At 47.2% G+C, this 23,954-nt stretch carries 29 protein-coding genes, 1 tRNA gene and 1 pseudogene; 20 read left to right on the top strand and 11 right to left on the bottom strand.

What is annotated here, in order from left to right; translation table 11 throughout:
- Positions 1–79: 79 nt before the first annotated feature.
- Positions 80–733 (bottom strand): Crp/Fnr family transcriptional regulator, encoded by a 654-nt coding sequence (locus Dvar_RS23235; protein ID WP_419655505.1) that lies wholly within the window; start codon positions 731–733, stop codon positions 80–82.
- A gap of 280 nt (positions 734–1,013) precedes the next feature.
- Between Dvar_RS23235 and Dvar_RS23230 the strand changes: the two genes are divergently transcribed.
- The 4 genes from Dvar_RS23230 to Dvar_RS23215 all read left to right on the top strand — a co-directional run bounded on the left by Dvar_RS23230 (position 1,014) and on the right by Dvar_RS23215 (position 4,540).
- A complete protein-coding gene (locus Dvar_RS23230; protein WP_419655504.1) occupies positions 1,014–1,610 on the top strand; it encodes a TetR/AcrR family transcriptional regulator in 597 nt (198 codons plus the stop codon).
- Positions 1,611–1,649: 39 nt separating this feature from the next.
- The gene (locus tag Dvar_RS23225) at positions 1,650–2,213 is read left to right on the top strand and encodes a NapC/NirT family cytochrome c (RefSeq protein WP_419655503.1); all 564 of its coding nucleotides are present in this window, start codon (positions 1,650–1,652) and stop codon (positions 2,211–2,213) included.
- A 54-nt stretch (positions 2,214–2,267) separates the two neighbouring features.
- Positions 2,268–3,665, top strand: a complete 1,398-nt coding sequence (locus tag Dvar_RS23220) for a multiheme c-type cytochrome (protein ID WP_419655502.1) — start codon at positions 2,268–2,270, stop codon at positions 3,663–3,665.
- A 77-nt stretch (positions 3,666–3,742) separates the two neighbouring features.
- The gene (locus Dvar_RS23215; RefSeq protein WP_419655501.1) at positions 3,743–4,540 is read left to right on the top strand and encodes a 4Fe-4S binding protein; all 798 of its coding nucleotides are present in this window, start codon (positions 3,743–3,745) and stop codon (positions 4,538–4,540) included.
- A 131-nt stretch (positions 4,541–4,671) separates the two neighbouring features.
- On the opposite strand, the pseudogene Dvar_RS23210 reads toward Dvar_RS23215, so the two are convergent.
- Together Dvar_RS23210 and norR are read right to left on the bottom strand one after the other, a co-directional pair.
- Positions 4,672–4,803 (bottom strand): annotated as a pseudogene (locus tag Dvar_RS23210) (sulfur reduction protein DsrE); the annotation flags it as partial.
- 12 nt (positions 4,804–4,815) lie between these two features.
- Positions 4,816–6,369: a nitric oxide reductase transcriptional regulator NorR gene (norR, locus tag Dvar_RS23205; RefSeq protein WP_419655500.1), complete on the bottom strand. Its 1,554-nt coding sequence runs from the start codon at positions 6,367–6,369 to the stop codon at positions 4,816–4,818.
- 177 nt (positions 6,370–6,546) lie between these two features.
- Between norR and Dvar_RS23200 the strand changes: the two genes are divergently transcribed.
- The 6 genes from Dvar_RS23200 to Dvar_RS23175 all read left to right on the top strand — a co-directional run bounded on the left by Dvar_RS23200 (position 6,547) and on the right by Dvar_RS23175 (position 13,277).
- Positions 6,547–8,844 (top strand): nitric-oxide reductase large subunit, encoded by a 2,298-nt coding sequence (locus Dvar_RS23200; RefSeq protein ID WP_419655499.1) that lies wholly within the window; start codon positions 6,547–6,549, stop codon positions 8,842–8,844.
- Positions 8,813–9,457 carry a hemerythrin domain-containing protein gene (locus Dvar_RS23195; RefSeq protein ID WP_419655498.1) on the top strand — a complete coding sequence of 215 codons (645 nt, stop codon included), beginning with the start codon at positions 8,813–8,815 and terminating at the stop codon, positions 9,455–9,457. Before Dvar_RS23200 ends, Dvar_RS23195 begins: the two co-directional genes overlap by 32 nt.
- A 129-nt stretch (positions 9,458–9,586) precedes the next feature.
- The gene (locus Dvar_RS23190; RefSeq protein WP_419655497.1) at positions 9,587–9,922 is read left to right on the top strand and encodes a cupin domain-containing protein; all 336 of its coding nucleotides are present in this window, start codon (positions 9,587–9,589) and stop codon (positions 9,920–9,922) included.
- Between the two features lie 3 nt (positions 9,923–9,925).
- Complete coding sequence (locus tag Dvar_RS23185; RefSeq protein ID WP_419655496.1) at positions 9,926–10,312, top strand: VOC family protein; 387 nt, start codon at positions 9,926–9,928, stop codon at positions 10,310–10,312.
- Positions 10,313–10,659: 347 nt separating this feature from the next.
- Entirely contained in the window at positions 10,660–11,559 is a 900-nt protein-coding gene (locus Dvar_RS23180) for an NAD(P)/FAD-dependent oxidoreductase (RefSeq protein WP_419655495.1), read from the top strand.
- Between the two features lie 1,349 nt (positions 11,560–12,908).
- Positions 12,909–13,277 carry a nuclear transport factor 2 family protein gene (locus Dvar_RS23175; protein ID WP_419655494.1) on the top strand — a complete coding sequence of 123 codons (369 nt, stop codon included), beginning with the start codon at positions 12,909–12,911 and terminating at the stop codon, positions 13,275–13,277.
- A gap of 236 nt (positions 13,278–13,513) precedes the next feature.
- On the opposite strand, the gene Dvar_RS23170 is transcribed toward Dvar_RS23175, so the two are convergent.
- Entirely contained in the window at positions 13,514–13,828 is a 315-nt protein-coding gene (locus Dvar_RS23170) for a tyrosine-type recombinase/integrase (RefSeq protein WP_419664149.1), read from the bottom strand.
- 858 nt (positions 13,829–14,686) lie between these two features.
- Between Dvar_RS23170 and Dvar_RS23165 the strand changes: the two genes are divergently transcribed.
- The 6 genes from Dvar_RS23165 to Dvar_RS23140 all read left to right on the top strand — a co-directional run bounded on the left by Dvar_RS23165 (position 14,687) and on the right by Dvar_RS23140 (position 18,695).
- Positions 14,687–15,247, top strand: coding sequence for a hypothetical protein (locus Dvar_RS23165; RefSeq protein WP_419655493.1), 561 nt, complete (start codon positions 14,687–14,689; stop codon positions 15,245–15,247).
- A 62-nt stretch (positions 15,248–15,309) separates the two neighbouring features.
- On the top strand, positions 15,310–15,654 hold the full coding sequence (locus tag Dvar_RS23160; protein WP_419655492.1) for a hypothetical protein: 345 nt from the start codon (positions 15,310–15,312) through the stop codon (positions 15,652–15,654).
- 156 nt (positions 15,655–15,810) lie between these two features.
- The gene (locus Dvar_RS23155; protein WP_419655491.1) at positions 15,811–16,050 is read left to right on the top strand and encodes a hypothetical protein; all 240 of its coding nucleotides are present in this window, start codon (positions 15,811–15,813) and stop codon (positions 16,048–16,050) included.
- Between the two features lie 290 nt (positions 16,051–16,340).
- Positions 16,341–16,682 (top strand): hypothetical protein, encoded by a 342-nt coding sequence (locus tag Dvar_RS23150; RefSeq protein WP_419655490.1) that lies wholly within the window; start codon positions 16,341–16,343, stop codon positions 16,680–16,682.
- A 676-nt stretch (positions 16,683–17,358) separates the two neighbouring features.
- Positions 17,359–17,790: a universal stress protein gene (locus tag Dvar_RS23145; protein ID WP_419655489.1), complete on the top strand. Its 432-nt coding sequence runs from the start codon at positions 17,359–17,361 to the stop codon at positions 17,788–17,790.
- Positions 17,791–18,224: 434 nt separating this feature from the next.
- Positions 18,225–18,695 (top strand): hypothetical protein, encoded by a 471-nt coding sequence (locus tag Dvar_RS23140; RefSeq protein WP_419655488.1) that lies wholly within the window; start codon positions 18,225–18,227, stop codon positions 18,693–18,695.
- 293 nt (positions 18,696–18,988) lie between these two features.
- Here Dvar_RS23140 and Dvar_RS23135 read toward each other — a convergent pair whose 3' ends face one another.
- The 6 genes from Dvar_RS23135 to Dvar_RS23110 form a co-directional block, all read right to left on the bottom strand.
- Positions 18,989–19,171 carry a hypothetical protein gene (locus Dvar_RS23135; RefSeq protein WP_419655487.1) on the bottom strand — a complete coding sequence of 61 codons (183 nt, stop codon included), beginning with the start codon at positions 19,169–19,171 and terminating at the stop codon, positions 18,989–18,991.
- Positions 19,168–19,659, bottom strand: coding sequence for a hypothetical protein (locus tag Dvar_RS23130; protein WP_419655486.1), 492 nt, complete (start codon positions 19,657–19,659; stop codon positions 19,168–19,170). The genes Dvar_RS23135 and Dvar_RS23130 overlap by 4 nt, the downstream gene beginning before the upstream one ends.
- Positions 19,660–19,931: 272 nt before the next feature.
- Positions 19,932–20,336 (bottom strand): DUF6011 domain-containing protein, encoded by a 405-nt coding sequence (locus Dvar_RS23125; protein ID WP_419655485.1) that lies wholly within the window; start codon positions 20,334–20,336, stop codon positions 19,932–19,934.
- 127 nt (positions 20,337–20,463) lie between these two features.
- Entirely contained in the window at positions 20,464–20,697 is a 234-nt protein-coding gene (locus tag Dvar_RS23120; protein ID WP_419655484.1) for a DUF2442 domain-containing protein, read from the bottom strand.
- 142 nt (positions 20,698–20,839) lie between these two features.
- On the bottom strand, positions 20,840–21,190 hold the full coding sequence (locus tag Dvar_RS23115) for a hypothetical protein (RefSeq protein ID WP_419655483.1): 351 nt from the start codon (positions 21,188–21,190) through the stop codon (positions 20,840–20,842).
- Positions 21,191–21,256: 66 nt separating this feature from the next.
- Positions 21,257–21,478, bottom strand: a complete 222-nt coding sequence (locus Dvar_RS23110) for a hypothetical protein (protein ID WP_419655482.1) — start codon at positions 21,476–21,478, stop codon at positions 21,257–21,259.
- A 166-nt stretch (positions 21,479–21,644) separates the two neighbouring features.
- On the opposite strand from Dvar_RS23110, the gene Dvar_RS23105 reads away from it, so the two are divergent.
- From Dvar_RS23105 to Dvar_RS23095, 3 genes are read left to right on the top strand one after another with little or no spacing between them, the layout of a single operon-like run.
- Positions 21,645–22,280 carry an AAA family ATPase gene (locus Dvar_RS23105; RefSeq protein ID WP_419655481.1) on the top strand — a complete coding sequence of 212 codons (636 nt, stop codon included), beginning with the start codon at positions 21,645–21,647 and terminating at the stop codon, positions 22,278–22,280.
- Positions 22,277–22,522 (top strand): hypothetical protein, encoded by a 246-nt coding sequence (locus Dvar_RS23100; RefSeq protein ID WP_419655480.1) that lies wholly within the window; start codon positions 22,277–22,279, stop codon positions 22,520–22,522. Before Dvar_RS23105 ends, Dvar_RS23100 begins: the two co-directional genes overlap by 4 nt.
- A gap of 12 nt (positions 22,523–22,534) precedes the next feature.
- Positions 22,535–22,915, top strand: a complete 381-nt coding sequence (locus tag Dvar_RS23095; RefSeq protein WP_419655479.1) for a hypothetical protein — start codon at positions 22,535–22,537, stop codon at positions 22,913–22,915.
- A gap of 98 nt (positions 22,916–23,013) precedes the next feature.
- On the opposite strand, the gene Dvar_RS23090 is transcribed toward Dvar_RS23095, so the two are convergent.
- Positions 23,014–23,111: transfer RNA gene (locus Dvar_RS23090), tRNA-Sec, on the bottom strand.
- Positions 23,112–23,288: 177 nt separating this feature from the next.
- Between Dvar_RS23090 and lepB the strand changes: the two genes are divergently transcribed.
- Positions 23,289–23,927: a signal peptidase I gene (gene lepB / locus Dvar_RS23085; protein WP_419655478.1), complete on the top strand. Its 639-nt coding sequence runs from the start codon at positions 23,289–23,291 to the stop codon at positions 23,925–23,927.
- The last annotated feature ends 27 nt before the right edge of the window (positions 23,928–23,954 follow it).

Raw genomic sequence — 23,954 nt, 5'->3', positions numbered from 1 at the left:
GCGCAAACAACAAGTTTTTTTCGACAATATCTTTTGATGACGGAAAGTATGTGCAAAGGGGGATGGTAAGCGGTAAATCTTAGCCTGCTTCAGCAAAGGCAACCAGTGCATGAGGGTCTGTGACGATAATCTTTTCCCGTCCCGATTTGATCCAATTCTTTTTTTCCCAGCCACTAAGCGTGCGGCTGACCGTATAAAGGGTGGTGCCGGAATAGTCGGCAATATTCTGTCGGCTCAATGGAATCTCGATCAGAATGCCACCTTCTTTTTTAACACCCTTCCAACGCATCAACCGAAGCAGGGAGCGTGCTATCCTTCGATCAACCTGTTCCGTGCAAATTTCCAGGTAGCGCTGCTGGACATCTTCGATGCGCGCCAATACGATACCCAGAAAATTGATCGCAATGTCCGGGAATTGGCGCATCAGCTTCATCATCTTGGAGTGATCCCAGCCAATGACTTCAGTTGCACCAACGGATTCTGCGGTAACCGGATAGACCCCGTTTCTAAGAGCCACTACAGCCGCAGTCAATTCTCCAGGGCCTACATAACGAATGATTACCTCCTTGCCGTGCTCGTTGAGCTTTGTCAGCTTTAGCTGGCCCTGCATGACCAGGAAACAGCTGGAGGCCGGAGATCCCTGATGAAAAAGAAATTCGTTGGGGCGTAATTGTTTTTTGATGCCGCTATGGATTGCCCGATTGTGCTGATCTTCGGTTAATCCATCGAACATATCCGCTTTTTTTAAACTATCAACGCTTGATAAGACTTTTTCCATAGCGTTCAATCGTTGTGTTTTTGCAAAATCGGGGTGAAATCAGATTCTGGCCACGTAGAAACGAAATAATTTTTTCAATGTTGTGGTACAGTGTTCAAAACGGACTTCATTCATGGGGCTGGATTCAAGGAATCTTACAAAAATAGTGGGCATTGAAGCAAGATCTCGAATAAATTAATTTGACAAGCACACCAATTTTTTATTAAGTGAATCTATATTCACTTATTTTCTCGTAATGGTAAAAAAACGTTTCGATACTGCTATTCGCCATGAACAAATTGCTGAAGCGGCGCTGGATATTGTCCGGTCGGACGGCATCAAAGGGCTGAATGTTGCCGCTGTAGCAAAAAAGGTGGGTATTGTCCCTTCAGCGGTCTACCGGCATTTCAAAAATAAAAGTGAAATTGTCACCGCGGTATTGAAGCTCATCCAGACACGCCTCAATCAGAATTACCGTGATGTGATTCAACAGAATCTGGAACCGGTCGAAAAGCTGAACATCGTTTTAAGCAAGCATGTTGAGTTGATCGCCGGCAACAATGCGATTCCTCGAATTATTTTCTCAGAGGAAGTTGTCGGTGGGATGCCGGAAAAGCAGCAGCAGTTGTATGGCATTATTCGTGATGTGATCAGCAATGTTACTTTAATCGTAGCGGAAGGCCAAGAAAAAGGATCCATCCGAAAGGATGTGCCTGCTGAAAATATTGCTGTTTCTTTTTTGGGGATGATTCAGCCTGCAGCGATTATCTGGAATCTGAGCGATGGCGAATTCGATCTGGTTCGGCACAGCAAAAACGCCTGGATGTTGTTTCTGGATGCCATCCGAGAATAGGTCCGGACAATTTCGTCAAATGCAATAAATGAGGGCATCATGAACAAATATATAATCGCAGCGGTCCTGATCGGTGTCGGTATCGTCATTGCCTTCCCTTTGTTCAGCATGACCTACTATACCATGGTGAGAACATCGACCCCGGACTTTTGCGCCACTTGCCATGAGATCAAGCCGGCGGTGGTAGCCTGGCGTTCGTCCACCCACGTCAACAACCCTCAGGGGTTCGTTGCCGACTGCATGGACTGCCACCTGCCCGCCCCTCATAAAACCTTTGATTTTTTCTTCGCCAAAACCCTGCACGGTGCCAAGGACGTGATCAAGCACTTCACCATCGATGAATATGACCGCCAGAAGAACCGGGAGGCGGCCTACGCCTCCTTCGACAATGCCCAGTGCCAGAAATGCCACCGCAATCTGCTGGGCATGCCCCATAAACGCGGGGCCATGCTGGCCCACCGCACCGTCCTATATCCGCGGCCTGGGTATGAGAAAAAATGTGTCGATTGCCACTATGACCTGGTCCACAACGACCAGGTGACCGTCATGTACAAGCAGTACCGGGAGGTGCCCTATCAGGCCAAAGGGCTGAGAAACCTGTAATCACTTGCTGTCAATAACCGTATGTCCGATCTTTAAACCGAGAGGAGGGTTACCATGAGGCGAGGAAAACGAGCTGCCCTGCCAGGCGCCGTAATTGTTCTGCTGGTGCTGGTTACGGTGCAATTGCCCGCTTTGGCCCAGCCCAACTATGCCAAGGTCAAGGAGTACCGCATCGAACGCAGCGTTCCGCCCGAAGCGGTGGCCTGCATCGAGTGTCACAAACAGACCAACCCCGGCTTGTTCGGCGACTGGGCCAACAGCCGGCACGCCAACGCCAACATCACCTGCCTGGACTGCCACCTGGCCCAGCCCGGCGATCAGGACGTAGCCAAGGATCATGAAAAATACTACGGCCGCAGCGATCTTCCCTACGGCGAACAGAAATACAAGATGCCCATCGCCACCGTGGTCACCCCCAAGGACTGCTCCCGCTGTCATCCGGACGAGGTGACCCAGTACAGCAAAAGCAAGCACGCCAATACCATTGAGATCATGTGGAAGCTGGACCCCTGGCTGAACAAGGGCATGAACTCGGACAACGAACGCAAAACCGGCTGCTACCACTGTCACGGTACGGTGCTGGCCATCGACGACAAGGGCAAACTGGACCCGACCACCTGGCCCAACGTAGGCGTGGGGCGGCTGAATATGGACGGCAGCAAGGGCTCGTGTACCTCCTGCCACAGCCGGCACCGCTTCGCCGTATCCGAGGCCCGGCGGCCCGAAGCCTGCGATTCCTGCCACTTGGGCCCGGACCATCCCCAGATCGAGATTTACGAGGAGTCCAAGCACGGTACCATCTATCATGCCTTCGGCGACGAGTTTAATTTCAAGGCCGCCGCCGGGACCTGGTCGCCGGGCACGGACTACCGGGCGCCCACCTGCGCCGCTTGCCACATGAGCGGATCGGGCAAGGTCATGGGCACCCACGACGTCACCGAGCGGATTTCCTGGGAGACCCAGGCCCCGCTGACCGTGCGTCCGGCCGACTTCAAACCCTTTCCCGCGGGCAACGACTGGCAGGTGGAGCGGGAGAAGATGAAGGACGTCTGCCGCGCCTGCCATGGTGATTCGTGGATCGACGACTTCTACCATGGATTCGACAAGGCCGTGGAAGAATACAACAATGTCTACTTCAAGCCGGCCAAGGCCATGCTGGACGACCTGTATACCAAGAATCTGCTGGACAAGACCAAGTTCTTCGATGAGCACCTGGAGCTTCAGTTCTACGAGCTGTGGCACCACGAGGGACGCCGGGCGCGTATGGGCGTCATGATGATGGCCCCGGACTACGCTTGGTGGCACGGCTTTTATGAATGCAAGGCCCGCTTCAACGAATTCATGGAAGAGGCCGATCATCTGGTCGCCACCGACAAGAAAGCTTATGTATATCCGAAGTACCCCAATGCCACCGGAGACACGACCCGACCGCCGAAGATATTCGGCAAATAGTCCAACCGCCGGACAAACCGAAAGACTCCGTTCCTGCTGCTGGGGACGGAGTTTTTTTTGAAACGAGGGGGTCCGCGATGCGATGGACGACTGAAGCTGAAGCGGCATTGAAGAAAGTTCCGTTTTTTGTCCGTAAAAAAGTGAAATCCCGGGTGGAAAAAGAAACCACCGCGGAAGGCAAGACGATGGTTGACATCAAGGCCGTCAAGACCACCCAGAAACGATACCTGAGCGGTATGACCGCCGAGGTCAAGGGTTATCAGCTTGACACTTGCTTCGGTTCCAATGGATGTCCGAACCGCATTGGGATTTCCGATGATTTGCTCAAACGCCTGGAGGGGGTTCTGCAGGCGGCGGACCTGCTCTCCTTTTTGAAAGATCAGGTGGGCGACAATCTCAAGTTCCACCACGAATTTCGGGTGACCGTGGCCGACTGCCCCAATGCCTGCTCTCAGCCTCAGATCAAGGATATCGGCATCATCGGAGCAGTGATGCCGGCCATTACTGAGGAAACCTGCAGCCAGTGTGCTGCATGTGTCGAGGTTTGTCCGGACGATGCGATCACCATCAATGAGACGGTTGCCATCGACCGTGATCGCTGCATGGCCTGTGGAAAATGTATCCTTGATTGTCCTACCGGAACGATTGGGGAGAAGGAAAAAGGGTATCGGGTGCTTCTGGGCGGCAAGCTGGGAAGGCACCCGCGGTTGGCCCGGGAACTGCCCGGTATTTTCAATGAGCAGGAGGTGCTTGACATCGTTGATGCCTGTCTGGTGCTCTACAAAAAGAAGAGTCGTGGCGGCAAACGCTTTGCGGCAGTTCTGACCGACGCCGATTTCGACCAACTGGCCGAGCAATTTTGTCAACAAAGCTGATCTGGTTTTTCATTAGACCGCTGTAATGCGGCGATATTTCATCGTTGTTCGATGTTTAAAAGTGGAGCGCGCTTTTCGATATATTGGCAAACAAACAAAGGCGTTCTGTTTGATATGGCATGCGCCGAATCAAAAAGTAATACCTTGTCAACTTCCTTTGCCAATTCATATAAGTCGTCCATCCAGCCGATCGGGCATGTTCTGGATCCCACCAGACCGTGGGATTTCATTCAGACACCTCAGACATAAAAATCGCCTTCGAATGGATTTTGTCTCTACCTTTTCAATCCAAGCCTTTTGGCAAGATTGTGAAGATTACTGCGATGCATGTTCAAATCTCTTGCCGCTGCGGCCCAGTTGCCATTGTTTTTATCGATGGCTTTTTGAATCATCCTTATTTTAAACGCCCTAACCGCATTGTTGAATGCAAAATCCTTCGTAAAAACGGTTTTCTCTTCAGGTGGTTGCGGTCTTTCCGAAAGATGCGCCGGGACAAAATCGCCGCCCAAATGGGATGGATAGATGACCACCGGATCCCCTCTGGTAACATCGAAGGAAGCTTTCAACACGGCCCGAGAAATAACATTTTCAAGTTCTCTTACGTTTCCCGGCCAATCATATTGCGTCATCGTTTCATATGAATCAGGACTTATCCTGACAGGCCCCAATCCCAAACGACGCTGGATGCGTTCGCAGAAATGCCCGGCCAGCAGGGGGATATCCTCTTTACGCATCCTTAGTGCCGGGACGTTTAGGGGGTAAACGTTCAATCGGTGAAAAAGATCCGCCCTGAAGCGTTTGCTTTCGACCTCCTGTTCAAGATTTCGATTCGTGGCGGCAAGCAGTCGCACATCGACCCTCGATGTCGTATCCGATCCAACGCGCTGAATTTCACCTTCCTGGATGGCCCGCAACAGTTTGGGTTGAACCGATAGCGGCAACTCTCCAATCTCATCGAGAAAAAGCGTGCCCTCGTTGGCCAGTTCGAATTTTCCTGCACGATCTCTACTCGCACCGGTAAAAGAACCTCTGGTATGGCCGAACATTTCGCTCTCGGCAAGCGTCTCCGGCAAGGCGGCACAATTCAGATAAAGCAGCGGGGCCTCTTTCCGATTCGAGGCCGCATGAATGGCCCTGACGACCAATTCTTTGCCTACACCCGTTTCACCCAAGACCAAAACGGTAAAATCGGAACGGGCCACCAGATCGATTTCCCGACGCAAATGTTCCATTACGGAGCTGCCGCCGAGAATTTGCGTCCCCTGGCGCAAATGAATGTCCTGCATCAAATCACTGGTAATCTGACCCTGTCGTTCGGCACTTTTCTCCAAAGCATCAATTAGCTTGGCCGTTTGCATTTGTGCCCCGGCCAACGCGCCCATGGCTTTCAAAAAGCGGGGGTCCATGTCGTCGAATGCCTTGGGATCTAATGCATCAGCTGTGAGCACACCAATGAGTGCATTGTCCACACGTAGCGGGCAGCCCAGGCACGCGTGGATATGGCTCAATGCACCGGCATCCGCAGACAGCAGACCATCGAATGGGTCGGGAAGCGCGTTGTCTGCCGGAAATCGCACCGGTTCATCAGAATTGCAGATGATGTCCAGTCTTGGGTGTGTGCTCCGTGCAAATTGCCTGCCCATGGCGTCCGGCATAAGTCCACGGGCGGCGACCGGAATCAACAAGTCCCCATCCACCCGCATCAGTGCCGCAGCGTCATAGGGAAGGAACTTTTCCATAGCACTGAGCAACCTCTCGTACCGGTCCTTTGCGCTCATCGCTGCCGTGAGATCGACAGCAATGGAAACCAATGGTTCGATCATATCCATGTTATAATTTATACAACGATGTTATCATAAACACAACAGATAAGTTGTTTTCATTATTACAACATCCAATATCAACTTGTTGATATATCAATTGATAAATTCATGGCACGCCCGTTGCTGAGTAAAGGTGCAAACGAACTAAACTTCCTGAATATACCAAGAATGGAAGGAGGAGCCATGAACGAGACCAAACGACTATGGATTATCTTGGGTGCAGTGATTTTTTCCACCTTGTTCGTCCTGGGTTGGTTCGGACGCGAGTTGTACCGCAACGTGCCGCCTATCCCACAGGAAGTCCGAACGGAAACAGGCGAGCGAGTGATGACAAAAGAGGATATCCTGAAAGGTCAACAATCCTGGCAAAGCATCGGCGGACAGCAGGTGGGCTCGGTATGGGGCCATGGCGCTTACCAGGCGCCGGATTGGTCCGCCGACTGGCTGCATCGGGAAGCGGTGGCCCTTCGAGACCTGTTGAGCATCAAATACTACGCAAACAAATATGGCGATTTGCCTGAATATCGACAGGCGGAAATCGATCGGCGGGTGCAGTCGGAAATGCGTCACAATTCCTACGACCCGGAAACCGGGGTTGTCATCCTGTCCAAAGAGCGTGCCGAAGCGATTGCCACAACGGCCGACCATTACATGGGGCTGTTCGGCAGCGATCCTTCCCTGGCGGGACTGCGCGAATCCTATGCGCTGCATGAAGCGGCACTGCCTGACGTGAGCAGAAGAAAAGCGATCACCGCTTTTTTCTTCTGGACCGCCTGGGCAGCGACAACTGAACGACCGGGAATGTCCGTCACTTACACCAACAACTGGCCGCACGAGCCCTTGGTTGGCAACCATGCCACCACAGCGAGCCTGGTCTGGTCCCTGATCAGTATTGCGTTGCTGCTGGCCGGTGTGGGTGCTCTGGTTTGGTACAAGCTGTTTCGTGACCGGGAGGAAGAGGCGCCAACCCCGGATCGAAACGATCCCTTGGATCGCATCGAAACCACCCCATCGATGCGGGCAGCAGGCAAGTACGCTTTGACGGTCATCGCACTTTTCGTGGTTCAGACACTTTTGGGTGGGTTGACGGCGCACTATACGGTGGAAGGGGATCATTTCTTTGGTGTCCCCCTTGCCAAAATCCTTCCTTATGCAGTCTCACGAACATGGCACATCCAGCTGGCCGTTTTCTGGATCGCGACGGCATTTCTGGCAGCGGGCCTGTACCTTGCCCCTGCTGTCGGTGGGCGCGAACCAAGATTTCAACGCTTGGGGGTCAACGTGCTTTTCGGTGCCCTGCTTCTCGTCGTGGCAGGCTCATTGGCTGGTGAATGGTTGTCGATTCAACAGGCGTTCAGCCTGGATGCCGGATTTTGGTTCGGCCATCAGGGGTATGAATATCTCGATTTAGGGCGATTTTGGCAAATCCTGCTCTTCGTTGGATTGGTGCTCTGGCTGGTGCTCATGCTCCGTGGACTGTGGCCGGCGCTGAAACAAGACGGGCATCGCCGTCAATTGGTTTTACTGTTCGCCGGATCGTCGGCGGCCATCGGCTTGTTCTATGGCGCCGGCTTTTTTTACGGTGCCAAGACGCACCTGACCATTATGGAATACTGGCGTTGGTGGGTGGTGCACCTGTGGGTTGAAGGGTTTTTCGAGGTGTTTGCCACCGCAGCCATCGCTTTTATCTTCACCCGACTGGGGTTGGTTAAATCCTTGAGCGCCACGCGTGCAGTGCTTTTTTCTTCCGCGATCTACCTGTTTGGAGGCATACCGGGTACCTTTCATCATCTCTATTTCAGCGGAACACCGATTTCCATCATGGCGGTGGGGGCGACCTTCAGTGCGTTGGAAGTCGTGCCGCTGGCATTGATCGGATACGAAGCATGGGAGACCTACCAGAAGGCCCACGTCGTTTCTTGGATGAAAAATTACAAATGGCCCATCTGGTTCTTCATGGGGGTGGCCTTCTGGAATCTTGTCGGCGCCGGTGTTTTCGGATTCCTGATCAATCCACCGATCGCCCTGTACTACATGCAAGGGCTCAACACGACTCCGGTGCATGCCCATGCTGCTTTGTTCGGCGTATATGGTTTGCTGGCGTTGGGCTTGACGCTGGTTGTCCTGAGAAGGCTCTATCCCCTCGGCGTATGGCGAGAAGGCCCGTTGCGTCTGGCGTTTTGGTCCATGAATGGCGGCTTGGTATTGATGATAGCGATAAGCTTGCTGCCGATCGGTTTGGCGCAGACATGGGCCAGTATCGAACACGGATTGTGGTTTGCCCGCAGCGCCGAGTTTCTGCAGCAGCCTGTCATGGAGGTGTTACGGTGGCTTAGAACGATCGGTGACACGGTTTTCCTGATCGGCGTCGGTGCATTGGCGTATTTTGTCATCGGACTGCTCACGGGATGGTCGTATCAAAAAACCGAAATCGACCGTGAGGTCCCGGTTGATTCAATCCCTAAAAAGCAACCTGTATAGTCAAGAACGATTGAAATTTGGCATGTATAGCAACGATTCGAAAAGGAGGAATGCGATGAACGCCATAAACGAACTCTTAACAGAGCATGAAGCGGTCAGGACGACGCTGAGAATTATAGAAACGATTGGGCAGGATATCGAAAGAACAGGGAAAATTTCCAATCCTGATCATGTGGAACAACTGCTTGAGTTTTTTACTACCTTTGTCGACAGGTGTCACCATGGCAAGGAGGAAGAACTGCTTTTTCCCGCCTTGGAAAAAGTCGGCATCAGCCGTGAAGGAGGTCCGGTGGGTGTCATGCTTGAAGAGCATCAACGTGGACGCAATCTGGTATCCAAAATGAAAAATGAATTTGCTCGATATCGAAACGGGGATGGCGGTGCCACAGAAAAATTCAAACGTCATGCGGATGATTACATTGCATTGCTGGATTTTTATATCGATAAAGAAAACAAGGTGCTCTTTCCCTTGGCAATAAACCATCTACCAGAAAGCGACCTGTCTGAAATGAAGCACGGATTCGATCAAATCGAATCGGAAAAAATTGGCGTTGGAACGCATGAGCGTTTTCACCAAATGCTGTCCGAGCTTGGCAATATCTATTTGCAGTGATTATTTTTTTAAAATTAGTGACAAAACATAGCGAACCAATCCCGGTTCAGGATCGCCAACCATGGCCAACGATGCGGCCGGTACGCTGCGGTTTCGTTGCCCCGACCGGGTAAAAACAGGGAGGATACTATGAGCGAAAAATCCAATGCACCCAAAGGTACAGCGTTCAACCTGGAAAACCACATTGAATACGCCGCAGGCTCTGTTGTGAGCAAAACCCTGATCAAAAAGGAAATCGGCAATATCACGCTGTTTGCCTTTGACCAGGGACAGGGGCTCAGCGAACACACCGCCCCCTTCGATGCCGTGGTTCATATCCTGGACGGCAAAGCAGAAATTACCATTGGCGGCGAACCACAAAACGTTAGCGCCGGCGAAATGCTGATCATGCCGGCAAATATTTCCCATGCGCTTCATGCCGTGGAGCCATTCAAGATGCTGCTGGTTATGATTCGAGGGGACTAATCGATGACATTGCCGACAGATATAAAAAGAGCGAACACGATTCTTTACGCCAGGCGATGGGAGGAGACGGTGGCCTTTTATCGTGATCATCTCGGGTTTGAGGTTGTATTTCAAAAAGATTGGTTCGTCGAGTTTCGGTTGACCCCAACCGCCTTTTTAAGCGTCGCGGATTCATCCAGGACAACAATAGTGAGCGGTGACGGAAAAGGCGTTACCTTGTCCTTTCAAATCGACGATCTGCAGATGGCGCATCGCGCCTTTCTCGAGGATGGATTAGAACCGACGGCGATTCGTTCTCAGGTGATGGGAGCCGATGTGTTCTACCTGTTCGACCCGGAGGGCAACCGTACCGAGTTTTGGAGTCCGGTTGGTTATGAAAAACCTTTTTAAATGAAATCTCGGTCGGTTGTCATCCTGTTTTGAAGGCACAAAAAACCTATAAGGAGGCCTTTGATGAACAAGACAAGCCTAAACAAAGAACCAAACAATCAAACGCCACATTCCTCCATTACCGTGTCCGACAAAATTGTCTGCGAAGATGATGCCTGCATCGGGAAAGTCGCAGGACCGCATAGTGAACTATCTGCGGAAATAAAACGGCAGAGTACAAGCATGTCGGTGAGAGGCAGGAGAGTTTGCACCGACGATGCGTGCATTGGTAAAAGATGATGCCATCTCGGCAACCGGATGAACATTGATGTTCCGTAGGGCCGGTTGGTGGTTTAGAGGAGAAAATAATGAAGAAAACTGATTTTTACGATGTTGTGGTAGTGGGTGCCGGACCGGCAGGCCTTCAGGCTGCCATCCATGCATCCCGAAAAAAGGTTTCGGTGCTGGTGCTGGGAAAGGCGCACAAGAGCAGCCTATTTCGAGCACACGTGGAGAACATGGTGAGTTTGTTCAATACCACTGGCAAGGCGATGCTAGAAACTGGCCGACGCCAGGCGAAAAACTTCGGCAGCGAGTTCATGGATGAAGATATCCTTAAGATCACTGCAGATGACGGTCGGTTCGAGCTCGAAACCGAAGGCGGTAATCGTCTCGCATGCAAGACACTGATTTTAGCCACTGGAACGGCACGCAACAAGCTGCGGGTCAAAGGCGAAAAAGAGCTTGTCGGCAAAGGCGTCAGCTACTGTGTCGACTGTGACGGTAATTTTTACCGCGGTGAGGAGGTGACAGTGGTGGGCAGTGAAAGTGCCGCTGCAGACGGCGCACTGACCTTGGCCGAGATTGCTGGGAAAGTGCATCTGATTTGCGATGATTTAAAGGTCTCAGAGGCGTTGCTGGCAAAACTCGATAATAGCCAGGTGGTGGTGCACCAAGGTGCCAAGGTTAAGGAAATTTCCGGGAAAGAAGAGGTTAATACGATTGTTCTCGATGACGGCACCATCCTTTCCACATCAGGTGTTTTTATCGAATTGGGCGCAAAAGGGCTTATGGAACTGGCCACATCACTGGGTGTGGTACTGGACGATACGATGCGATTCATCCAAGCCGACAAGGCCCAGAGCACAAATGTTTCCGGCATTTTCGCCGCAGGTGACATTTGTGGCCCACCCTGGCAGGTGGCCAAAGCTGTTGGCGAAGGATGTGTCGCTGGTATCAATGCGGCTGACTATGCCAAAAAGTTGTAGCCGACTCTGCAATTGCCCCTGAAACTTAATCAAAATGAGTAACGATTCCATGAAGCCTGAGTCACCATTCAACATTTTGGAAATAGATGGCCAGATTTGATGTAATCTGCAATTTTTCAAGGGGCAAAATTGTTTGGATATCTTGCCAGTATCTTGATTTCAAGATTTCAAGGCGAACATAGCTCACCCCCATATCTTGTGGTCAGCTAATTTGCCTTGAAGTTCAGATTATGAAAAGAAAGCTGTCCTGCGTTTCAATAATCGGATTCGCAAGATACGTACAGGGTATTTGTCGCATCGGTATAGTTCAAAAACCTGTATTTTCAGCTATCTACGAAATTGTTAGATTTTGGGGATTATTAAACCGTATCATTATCAACGGCTGACGGTGGATTTGGTATTGATATCTTCAACGGCATAGGAGTTGAGGGCTTTTGTGATTACTCAAATTATTTGTACTTCCAGTGGAAAAAAGGGCGTTACCATGATCGGGGGGCCTTTATTATGATATGTGACTGAAATTAAAATTAATAGTACAGATTCGCCTCATTTTCCCATGATTCATTCCACCCGTTGATAACAGCTCCTGCCCAATATCGTTCATTCATTTCAAAATAATATCAGTTGGTTGTCCATATTAATGTGTGACCCTCTTTACCCAGGACGTAAAATAGACGTCAATATATCCACCCAATATGGGATGTAAAGTAGACACTTTCCGTGAAATATGAGAACCTGTCAAAAAGGCTGAATACGCTTTAATGTGTAGTAATTATGTGGTATTTTGCATGAATTGAGTGAAATTTGAATGTTGTGGAGTTTTTTACGGCTCGACTAAACGGCAAAAATCGAGACGTAAAATAGACGTCTATAGAATAACAATGTTAGCGCTCTGGAATGATGATGAGTAACGAAAGAAAAGATTTTTTCTATAATCCAGCATTCAGAGTATCGGTTTATATGCTGGCCTTTACATTTTTGTGGTGTTTTAAGCTCCTGACTCTCATCAATCATAGATGGGTGCGAATCATTGATAAATATGAAGAAGGTCATGTCCTTTCAGCTACAATTATAGGATTTACATCAGGCTTAATTATCGAAATAGTATTTTTCCTTTTTACATATAAAAGCATAAACTGGAGCAAAGGTAGTTTCCTGATGTTGCTGCTGATATATATAGTGATAGGCCTTATGGGGTTGCTATCCCTTGTAAAATATCAAGACTACGAAAAAGAAAAAGATTTATGGAGGCGCTAACCTGTCGCTTTACTCCGACTGGTGCTCCGCTGCCGCTACGCACCAGCCGGTAAGCTTGGCGTTTGGTGCATAAAGCAAATAGGGAAAATTAAATGGATATTAACAGCATAATAGTTATAGAAGATCAACTCAAAACAGCGATGATAGATTCTGATGTACTTGTTCTCGATCAGCTTCTATCAGATGATCTTATATTTACAAGCCATCTTGGTCAAATCATGTCGAAGCAAGACGATCTTGAAGCACACAGATCAGGATTTGTAAAAATCAATTCAATTGAACAGGCGGAGCAACATATTCAGCTACATGATGATATGGCTATCGTATCAGTTCTATCGCGCATTCAAGGAGAATTCGGTGGTGAGCAATCTGAAACAGATCTGCGTTTTACCCGTATTTGGCAAAAAAGTAAGAATGATAGTTGGCAGGTTATCGCTGCTCACTCAAGTGCCGTTTTATAAAATGAACACCGAACATTTGCCTGCAAGGGGCCTCCTTACAGTCGGCCCCTGAGGCAGGCGTTCCCCTCATACAGATTATTCTTAATATCTGTCTTTCTGACCGAAAAAGTAAAAATCCAGGTTTGTACAGGGTATAAGTTGGCAAAAAAGTCTAACATGCTGATAAGTTAGAAATTTTCATATATCTGTATATTGGGGGGGTGAATCTCCATCGAAGAGATACACCCCGTTGTTTATTAACCGTAAATGTTATCAATCCACCTGATTGCCTCCACATCATTTATTGTTCCCAAATACATTTGGGTGGTCGACAGGTTCGAATGGCGGAGAATCACCTTGCTAACAATTTCGATGGGCACGCCAGATCGGGATGCAAAGGTTGCGGAATGCCTGCGCAAGTCATGGGGACGAAGGTGGATACCTACCAGCTTCCCCGCTTTCAATACAACCATTCGGGCGGCCTCATAGGAAATGGGAAATATCCGGTCATCTGGATTTTTGCATACCTGTTGGGCATAATCACGGAGTCGTTCGGCTACTTTCTGGGGGATGTAAACGATTTCCTAGTCCTTTCCACTTTTTGGCGATTGGAGGATCAGCTTCTGATCCTGAAGGTCTTTCCGCCTGAGCTTCAGTACCTCTCCGACACGCATCCCGCCACGAGCCATCAATTCGAGCAATAAACGGTTGCGGTTTTTGACCGTTCGAAATATGATTTCATCAACTTTTTCTTTTTCGATGATTTCCCATCTCGTTATTACTTTTCTGCGGTATAGTTTCCGGATCATTGTCGTATCGCATGGATTTGCCGATTCTGGCTCAATGTTATTTCGGACAAAATTGAAGAAGCAGGACAACTGGGAATAACGGACCCGCTTGGTACATGGATTGTTGCCATCGGTGAGGTGGTTTAGAAATGATAGGATTTCATCCGGGGTGACCTGACTGATCGTCCTTTCACCGAATTCCCGGCAAAACGGCTCAATAACGGCTTGATAGGATCGTAGCGTGTTTTTTTTTCGAATGGTTCTTGTGGTAATCGATCCAGATGTCTGCTGCTTTTGACAGTTGCATGGCGTACCTCCTGTAAAATGTTGGGGTTAAAGGAGCGGGCTATGCCCAAGGTAAGACCATGATAACGTGATGCAGGTCACAGCATCAATAACACTTATTTATTATGATCCAGATCAACAGCGATATATATCTGGAAAAGGTCTTGGTTGAAGATACTGGTATGTAATCATAAGATTTAACTGGCAAAAATATCATGTGATAATTTCAAGTATCTGTTATATGGTAACTTGCTAAAAGCAACGGAATCCATTAAGAATCGTATGAATGAAAAGCTGGTAGTTTTATTTACTGAACCATGCAATCGTATTAGAAGTGACATGAGGATGTCATCTTTGATGGATGAATGGGTAGGCGTACTCAATCAAAACCTTTCACGGCAAGGATTTCGTGACCACATTGTTGAATGGTTTGGAAATGCAGATAATTTTGTATTGCGTACATGGGGATCAAATTTAAGTGAAGTTAAAACTACGTTCGAAAATTCCAATAAAATAAAATGCGCAGTCCTTTCACTGTCAGGACTTTACTTTTTGATTCATGAAATTTCTTTAGTTCCAATCAGACAATATGTGCCAGTCTTAAACCTAAATTTAGGCGCATCTTTTCAGGTTAAAGGTGTACAAAAATACTTCGATGATTTTCAAGTTGATTTGGTTATCGTCAGTTGTTTTAAAAGAGGGATAGCTACAATCCAAATGGAGCACGTATCCGAACAGCAGACGTTCGAGCAAAACAGAAGATTACCATTCAGTTGGGGACAGTTAAACCGGATTTTAAACGAAAAGCTTGATGGTGAGTGGACTTCAAGGAGCATTCGTTCGATTCATGGAATATTCCAAAGAGCATTGCACTATTTGGATAATCGAAAAAATTGTCGAACCTGTCACTTAACTTGACGCCCAAAGGCGCGGCGCAAGCCAGTTTTTCGTTATGCTCATAAAAACTTTGGGTAAAATTAATGCAAAAATTCGATCCAACATGCGGGTTATCAAAAAACGAAATTAAGACTGTCAAATTTAATGTAAAAAATTTGATATCAAGGGAGTTACCCTTACTACCAGACTCAGTTGAAACGAAGCTTTTTATAGAAGGAAGAGATGCTTGGATGTTCAGATGGTATTTATTAAACGAAAAACATCCTATTTCATCGGATGATAAGGTATCTATAGAAATCGTAGCAATTTTAAAAAAAGAATTTCACCCGTATCAGAAAAAGACACATTACAAGTTCACTTGTAATATACGTTTGCAAAAAGATGATAGATATCATCCAAAAATATCAATTAAAGAAAAAACCGCATAACCCATCACTAAAGCGGACCGGTAGAAGCGGTGGATTTATTAACTTATTAATCCATTCATATTACGATGCTTATGGCATTTGTTCATCAAATTGCTCTCGGCAAGCTTAGCTAATTGTTGGGCGATGAAATATATCCATTAACTTGTTTTTTAGGCTATGAAACCAAAAATAGATACAATTAAACAGGAAATAGAAAATTTCATTATTGATTGGCATTGGGATAATATATCTCACAAATTTGCATATGAACTATGTGAATTTTTATTTGGATTTATTGATGAGTTAGAAAAGCAAGGACTGTCTGAAAAAACAATAAATAAGCATCTTGATAATTGCTGGCACATTGGAATACTTGAATGTGGCTATGGCTATAGAAAAAAATTTATTCCTAAATAGATTTTTTATAGCCCTCATGCTAATTATGAATATGAGTTTAAAAGAAAAATGAGTGATTCTAAATACGCGCTTCAATCGTATAAAGCAACTTGGAAAAAAGTATATAAATACACAAATAAACTTAAGATTAAATGACGGATTGTCTTTTTCAAATCAGCTTTGTTCATATCGGACAGATTGTCCAATTTGAATGTACTGTCCAACCGGAAAATTAAAGGACTCTGTGGGGCTTGTCATTTTTTTGTGCCATTCGAAGTGTCCCTCATCTATCAGGTATAATTTGAGGATGAATGAAAGAAATATCTAATCGGTCTCCGCTAATTATCGCGCCCAAAGAGCCATTTAGAGAATGGGCAAGGAAGTATAATGAGCTTTCTATTGAAGATCTTGAACAAAGGTTAAAAGAAATTCATGTGTATCTTATTGACTGGTCATATGGCAAAAATCAGGAGGAGGCATTAGGTCCATATTTTTACAAAATATTTGAATCTGAGCTTCTAAGCTGGAATTATATAAAAAATGAATGGCCACAAAAAATGGACTATGAATTGTTTCTTGAATGGTTCGAAGTTATGATTGGTGACTATTTGTTTGATTCCGGAACTGAACCCATTGAATTTGAAAAATTATAACCATCATTTGCACAATGAACCGGGTAAAGCCAGCTCTTTTTTCATTATGTTTTCTACATCGAAATTATATCGCTTTTGAAGGCTTGTTGCTTCCCGGTATGTGAAACGCATCGTTACAGATTATTCCAACTATTCACAAGTTCGGTGAGAATACAGATAAGGTCGATGTATCACCGGTTTTTCAGTCTTGCCGAAACGTTTGATATCAATACCAAATCAACCGATACCCGCTGATAATGATAAGCTCAAACAATCCACACAATGCGACATTTCTGTAGATAGTTGGAAATACATGTTTTTGACCGAATCTGAGACGGAATGTTTCCTGTACGTATAACAACTTCTGGTAAACGTGTGATTATCAGCCATGTATCTGGCGTCCGAGCCAATTACAGATACGATTCTTTAATATTCAGAGCGGAACGAAATAGAGAAAGAAAGGTGTTTTATGTATCTGTACTCAGAACACAAAACAAGATACGGTCACAGCCAATATCACTTGAGCTTTATAGATAACAGGGTTAAATAATAAGCAAGTTGTAGATTCCTTGTTTTCTTGTATCGGGGCGAATTTAAAATATTCCGCACTATCTCAACTTATTATATCACCGTGTAGTAGATGGACGAATTTAGGATCAAGCCCGACACAGTTAAAAAAAAGTTTGAGGAGAAAGCCATGATTGGCCAGCGTATATTGGTTCCGGTTGACGGTTCGTCTCATTCGTGCCGCGCGGTTGAATACGCCATAAAATTGGCCCGTTGCATGGAAAAAGAAATTCTGCTGATACATTTGCATAAACAGCTTTATGGCCCGTCTTTCTTAAAAGGGGAACCATATTATCAACAGGCCCTGAACCAAATTTTGTCCCAATCCAAGGAATTGTTAGCTCCCTTTCGGCAGTTGATTGACCAGGCGGGAATCAATTTTGAGGAAAGGATCATGGAAGGTCCGGCAGGGGATAAAATCTGTGAAGTCGCCCAACTCGAAAAGTGCGAAATGATTGTCATGGGATCCCGGGGCTGCTCAGAACTCCACGGATTGATTATGGGATCTGTGGCCCACCGCGTGCTACATTTGGCGGCTTGCCCGGTAATCGTGGTTAAATAGCTGATATCAAATTGTTTCTCACTATTAAGATCCCAATCACCGACCACCAGCATATTGAGGTCAGGAGATACCTGGGTCAGGTTACGGTCAAATACACTATATGGTGGTCGGCCATTTTTATGAAAGCTAAAGAATAATCGAGCATATCACAAGCGGTTGAAGACCTAATGGCGCTGCAGATTTCAATATCCCTGCGCCCAAACACCTCCTTTTGGATACGATCTATCTATCGCCACAAACTGACATATTTGTAGATAGCTGAAAATACAATTTTTATTGCTAAGATGAGACGGCAAATACCCTGTACGTATCGCAACTCAGCCTGATATTGTGTTTTCGTCTATCAAAAAGGCTTATTTTCTTGCAAATTTAGTGAGAATTACATAACAAACTTCAAGACGCCGGAACAAAAATAGAGCTTAATGCGAAATGCTATGATGAACATGAAAAAATTGCTCATGTGGGGCTCTCTTCTTATAGGCGGAATTGTTATAATAGTTTTTGGCCTAATCACTTGGACTCTAATTGAAGCGGAACTAAAAAAGGAAGCGACATTTGGAGAATGCGGTTGCTTTAAGTGCCGGGACTGTGAGGATGAAGGAGATTCCCAATGGATTGTGGTGGAGAGGCGACGTTCCTTGGACCAAGAAAACCGCTACAAAGCAATGAGTCTTGCCACAGTCTCGTGCCAAAGGCAGATGTTGTGGTGTATTGAAGCAATGGAGACAAGCAACGGTACCTGTCTCCATGACAGAATCCAGACTGACCCGGACCGTGGCAAAAAGTTTGACGCATTGATTGAACAAGCGGAAAGTTCAAAGGTCATTGAAACTTCCAAAGGGGAAATCCGCGTGACCATGAGGATGCTGAGAAAGGATGTCTTGAAAACCTTTGGATTGGATTAGTTTCGATTTGATCTGACACTTCATTTGAAAAAGTGAGGGTTGGAGCCATAACACCCATAGCATCCAGCTTAGGCTTAACGGCGACTGTATGATTATCGCTTCATTTGGCGAATAACATATCTGTAGCTTTTTGGTGTATGCTAAAAGTTGTAGATTATAAAACCTAGTCCAAAGCTTGTTATACAACCATATTTCTTTTGGCTATCTCAACGCTCTTAGTTACTGGGATTAAGCTGCATGCGGAGTGAACCCTGACCTGGTTATTTGTTAAATTATTTCCAGGCTGACCCAATTTAGATAAGGCAACCCACCATCAAAGTTTCTTTGAAAAATCCCCCAAGCCAGCCGATATCGGGAACGCGGTCCGGCGGAACCGTTTGCGTGCCACCGGCATCATCACAGAAGATTGTATAACACCCGGGCCAGTTCGGCAGGTCCTTCCCCCGGTCGCGGCGGAATTGATCAACCCATTTCATTCGGATCGTTCCTTTCCCTGGCGTCGATAAATTCTGCGTTGCCGGCCGCGCCAAAGGCCAAACCACCGCGCTCGCTCCCATGCCCGCATCAGCAAGACCATGTCCGTTGGGATCTGTTTTTCCTCGGATTCCCATTTGGCAATAAGCGATGCGCAATGATAGGTGCAATCGGCCAGTTGATCGTGGGTGAGGGTCAATCTTTTCCGGATTTCCGCAAACTCTTTCCCGGACATTTGCAAGCGGCCCGGCCTGCGGTCTGCCGGCCGGATCGGAAGCGAGTTATCAAGATAGAGCGTTTTTTCGTGGGGATCATATCTGATATCCCAATCCAGATACGTCCTTTTGAAATCATCGATGGTCCGCTGGGCGGTTTTTCCGGAAATGCCGAACTTGGTCGCCAGCGTCGATACGTTCCAATGACGGCCCGTGCGGAGCTGGTCTTTTATCCAGTCCACGCGGGCCATTATGCGTTTGTAATTTGAGGGCATTAGTTTCTCCAACTCGGTGAGTCTGCCACATGATATCCAACCGCGTCGGCGCTATTGGCGCTGACGTTGTTGCACCCCCAATCGTTGCCATCGATACCAGGGGCTACATAGGTTTTGGGGTCGGATAGTTTCTGGGCTTCATGAGTTTGGTAAAAAAATTCCGTACCTGTTTTTCTATAGCGCTCAGTTTTCTGTATTTTGTTGGAAATGGGATTTTTTGTAAATTATTTATCAATTAAATAGGTATTTTCAATGCCTTTCGACGACATTGTTTAACCTCCAATTATTTTTGCACATTCTTCTCCATACCCAGTTTCAATGGAGGAAGGCACTGTCAGCCGTCGACCGCAACGACCGCATCGGCCTTCATGATGAATTTCGACGTTAAACGGCAGGTTGTTCTGCTGGAGCCGCGTCCAGGTCCAGGCGAAGGCTTTGTATGAGGGGGCGTCCCGGGTTATCTTGCTCTTTTTGGTGAGGCGGAAATCGTCACCGAACAAGCAGCCAATGTACTGGTAATTCGAGTAATTGTCGGGACCGTTGAGGACTGAGATAAACCAGACGTCGTCCTTGTCTGCTTTCTTGGCTTTATAGGTGAAGCGATTGCCAGTTTCGACGTTCTGGATGGTGAAGATGGCTTTGCCGGCTTTGATAAACTGTGCGGGATTTTGAAGCATTTCGTCCTCCTTGCGAAAACGGTTTTATGTGTTGTTACAGATACATAAAACTCAATTTTCTGTAAAAAGTACGAAACGCAAAAAAGAACCCCGGCCGGAGCCGGGGTCATTTGAGGCATGCTATTTTTTAAGGTTTGTATTTCAGCGGATACTGATTTGGGTCTATTATCGATTTGACATCTAAATCAACGTCCAAATCGGGCCAATATAAGTGGCCTGGATGTGGCTCTTGGACATTATGGATTTGGTCGATCGAGGCATCTTTAAACCAAGGGAATTCATCATACGGCATGAATAATTCTCCCGTGGAAATTAGTATCCAAACTCCAAATTTCGATATGTTGGTAATCTCATTTTCCATCAAATAATTATATCAGGTAAGGCAACCGGGTCAATCTATTCGTTATGGCCTGACCTCCAGGTGTCCCGGCCGGAGCCGGGGGCGTTGGGGTTGATAAAATGCGGCTTATTTTTTCATTTGCCGATTGATCCAGGCGATGTCTTTAATCGGCATTGGCAGTCTCCTCGCCTTGATAAGGGATGAAATGGACGAAGTCCGAATAATCGCCCATGAACCTGATGCGGTAGATGGCATCCTCGATTTTAACCAGGCGGCTGTTTTTCAATTCGATGGGGTTCGCCCATTCTTTTTCCCGCCGTTCGTAAAACCCAGGGTCGTTGCAGATGATGGTGGGTTCCTGGTTGGCCCAGCACATGGGGTGGCCATTGGCCTTGGCGCGTTCGATTTCGGGCCCAGGGTCATCGCCGTGTTGTTTGGCATAACCGGCTACGGTTCCGACTGTTCCTTTGCGGCCATTGATGATGATCTTGTCGTTATGTTTCAGTTCTTTCATTTGCGTTTCTCCTTGGTGAAATGGGTTCCGCTGATGTTCCGTTCGGCTTCATCTTTGCGGGTTCCTTTAATATTCCAGGACTTTGCGGGTGGCTGCCCATCCATTGCCATGAATGGTATTGATTTTGAAATCGATCAAACCGCGCCGAAACAGCGCGCAAATGGTGTTGTAATAGTATGCGTCGCCAGAGATCCGATTTTTGACTTGGCCGGCGTTCTTTCCGCGCTGCTTGATGGTTTGATCTTTGATTGCATCAAGAACATTTTTCATTGTCGGGCTGAGCATCATCTAAATCTCCTTGGTTGATGGTGGCGGCAACCAATGAATGAATTGGTTGATTTGCAATTGCATAAATCTCAATTTTCTGTAAAAAGAACGAGCGTTGACAGGGGTAGATCGAAATGGTACAGATCGGTGCCGAATGGAATGGTATGATTCTACAAAAGGAAATGGCATGATCATCCTGATCGGTGGGGAAAAGGGCGGAACCGGGAAAAGCACGATCGCAATGAACCTTGCAGCTATGCAGGCAATCCAAGGCAATGATGTGCTGTTGGTGGATACTGACAAGCAGGCTACGGCGACTTATTGGGCAATCACCCGTGATGAAAACGAATCCCTGATCCGCGTTCCCTGCGTTCGAAAGACTGGAGGAAAGATCCACCGAGAGCTGGCTGATATGCGAATGAAATTCAAAGTGATCATCATCGACGCTGGCGGTCAGGATTCTGTTGAACTCAGGTCGGCGATGCTGGGTGCGGAAAAATTTTATGTGCCCATCCGGCCGAGCCAGTTCGATGCCTGGACGTTGGAAAACATCAATCAGATGCTGGAAGACGCGAGGGTGTATAACGAGGGGTTACAATCGTTTGCGTTTTTGAACCTGGCCTCGTCACATCCGCGGGCAAGTGAGATCGAAGAGGCAAGGAAATACATCCTGGAGTATCCGAATCTGATCCTATCCGAAAGCGTTATTCGGGACCGGATCATTTTCCGGAAGGCAGCCAAGGAAGGGCTATCTGTTTATGAAATGGATGACATAAAGGCGAAAGCGGAAATCGAATCCTTATACAAAGAGGTCTTTTCATGAAAAAACCACCCATCCCAAAGAAACGCAATCTCTCCGAGGACGGATTCATCCAGGGAGACTCCAACTTGCCCTGGGCCAACGCGAACGAGCGTGTTGTCAAATCTTTCAATCTTCGTTTGCCGGAGCCTGTGCACCTGAAGCTCCAGTACATTGCAGAAAATACGCCATACAGCATCCATGGCTTTATCATGGAGGCTGTGGAAGAGGCAATCGAGCAAGAGCTTAAAAAACTGATCAATTGAAAGGGAACAGATTTGATCCAAAAGCCGGTGATGCAAAGAGTGGCGGAATTCAGTCCAAACCAGCGGATTTCATTCTATGAAAACCTGATTTCCATGCTCGCGGCCGAGGTTGAGGCTTGCTATCCGGACGGAGCGCGCCCGGGGGAGGAATACGACAAGGCAATCCGGAAGGTCACGTCATTGATCCGAATAAAAGGGAAGGTCCATGCCTTTTTCAAGCTGAACATCAAAGGTGATCTGTTTCCAGAACGGCAGGCGAGGGCTGCTTATGTTGTTGAGGCTGGGGTTGGCGATATGGATTTCTTGCGGAAAATGGTCAAGGATCTGGATGGTGAACCGGATATCCAAAAGCGGGTTTCGGATATCCTTTCCGGCGTCCTGGGGAGGGTGTGAATTGGTACCCGGGGGTAATCGGACGCCGTTTTGTCCCCGTCTTGTACCCGTCTAAAGCACATCAGCGGCCCGTAAGCCGCTGATATTATTAATAAAGTTGGCGGAAGTGCATGGGAATCGAACCCACCCGGGACGGTATTAGCGCCCCACACCGGATTTGAAGTCCGGGAGCCTCACCAGTAAGCTGCGCACTTCCCTTTGGATGGCTCTCTTATGAATGGAAATCCTCAATTTGTCAACTTTGTTTTGGTGTGAAGCTGAAATTACAAAATCATGGGATTTGCATTGCTCAGTTTGTTTGATATATTAAATTTTTTTGTCATTAGCCAGTCAAACGGTACTCCCAAACAGGCAGAAAGGTAAACAGTCTATTTTGAAAAAGAGCAAAGATGCCGATAACGCACCCAAGAAAAAGGGGGCATTGCGGGAAAACATAGAAGCGATTATCGTTGCGGTTATTTTAGCGCTATTTATTCGCACATTTGTTGTTCAGGCGTTCAAAATTCCTTCTGGCTCGATGAAGGATACACTATTGATCGGTGACCACATACTGGTAAACAAATTTATTTATGGGGTCAAGGCGCCGTTTCTTAAAAAAACGATCATTCCCATCAATAGTCCCAAAAGAGACGATATCATCGTTTTTGAATTTCCTGAAGACCCCAGCAAGGACTTTATTAAGCGGGTGATCGGTATCCCTGGTGATACCATTGAAATCAGAAATAAAAAGTTGTTTGTCAATGGCGTATTGGCGGAGAATAGTCATGCTGTTTTCAAAACTCAGAAAATTTACGATGCCAGAACCCAACCCAGAGATAACCTGGGGCCCATTACCGTGCCAGAGGGCAAACTGTTTGTAATGGGTGACAATCGAGATTTCTCTTACGACAGCCGGTTTTGGGGATATGTGGACCTGATTGCTGTAAAAGGGAAGGCGTTTATCATTTACTGGTCGTGGGACAAGGAAAATTTTGGGGTTCGATGGAACCGGCTGGGGCATATTCTTGAGTGATGGCTTTAATAACTTAGCGTCTGGAGT

Origin of the sequence: Desulfosarcina variabilis str. Montpellier, from assembly GCF_048565275.1 — a bacterium.
In the GTDB taxonomy this organism is placed as follows: Bacteria; Desulfobacterota; Desulfobacteria; order Desulfobacterales; family Desulfosarcinaceae; genus Desulfosarcina; species Desulfosarcina variabilis.
Note: the sequence above shows the minus strand (reverse complement) of the source record. Positions and strands in the feature narration are given on the sequence as shown.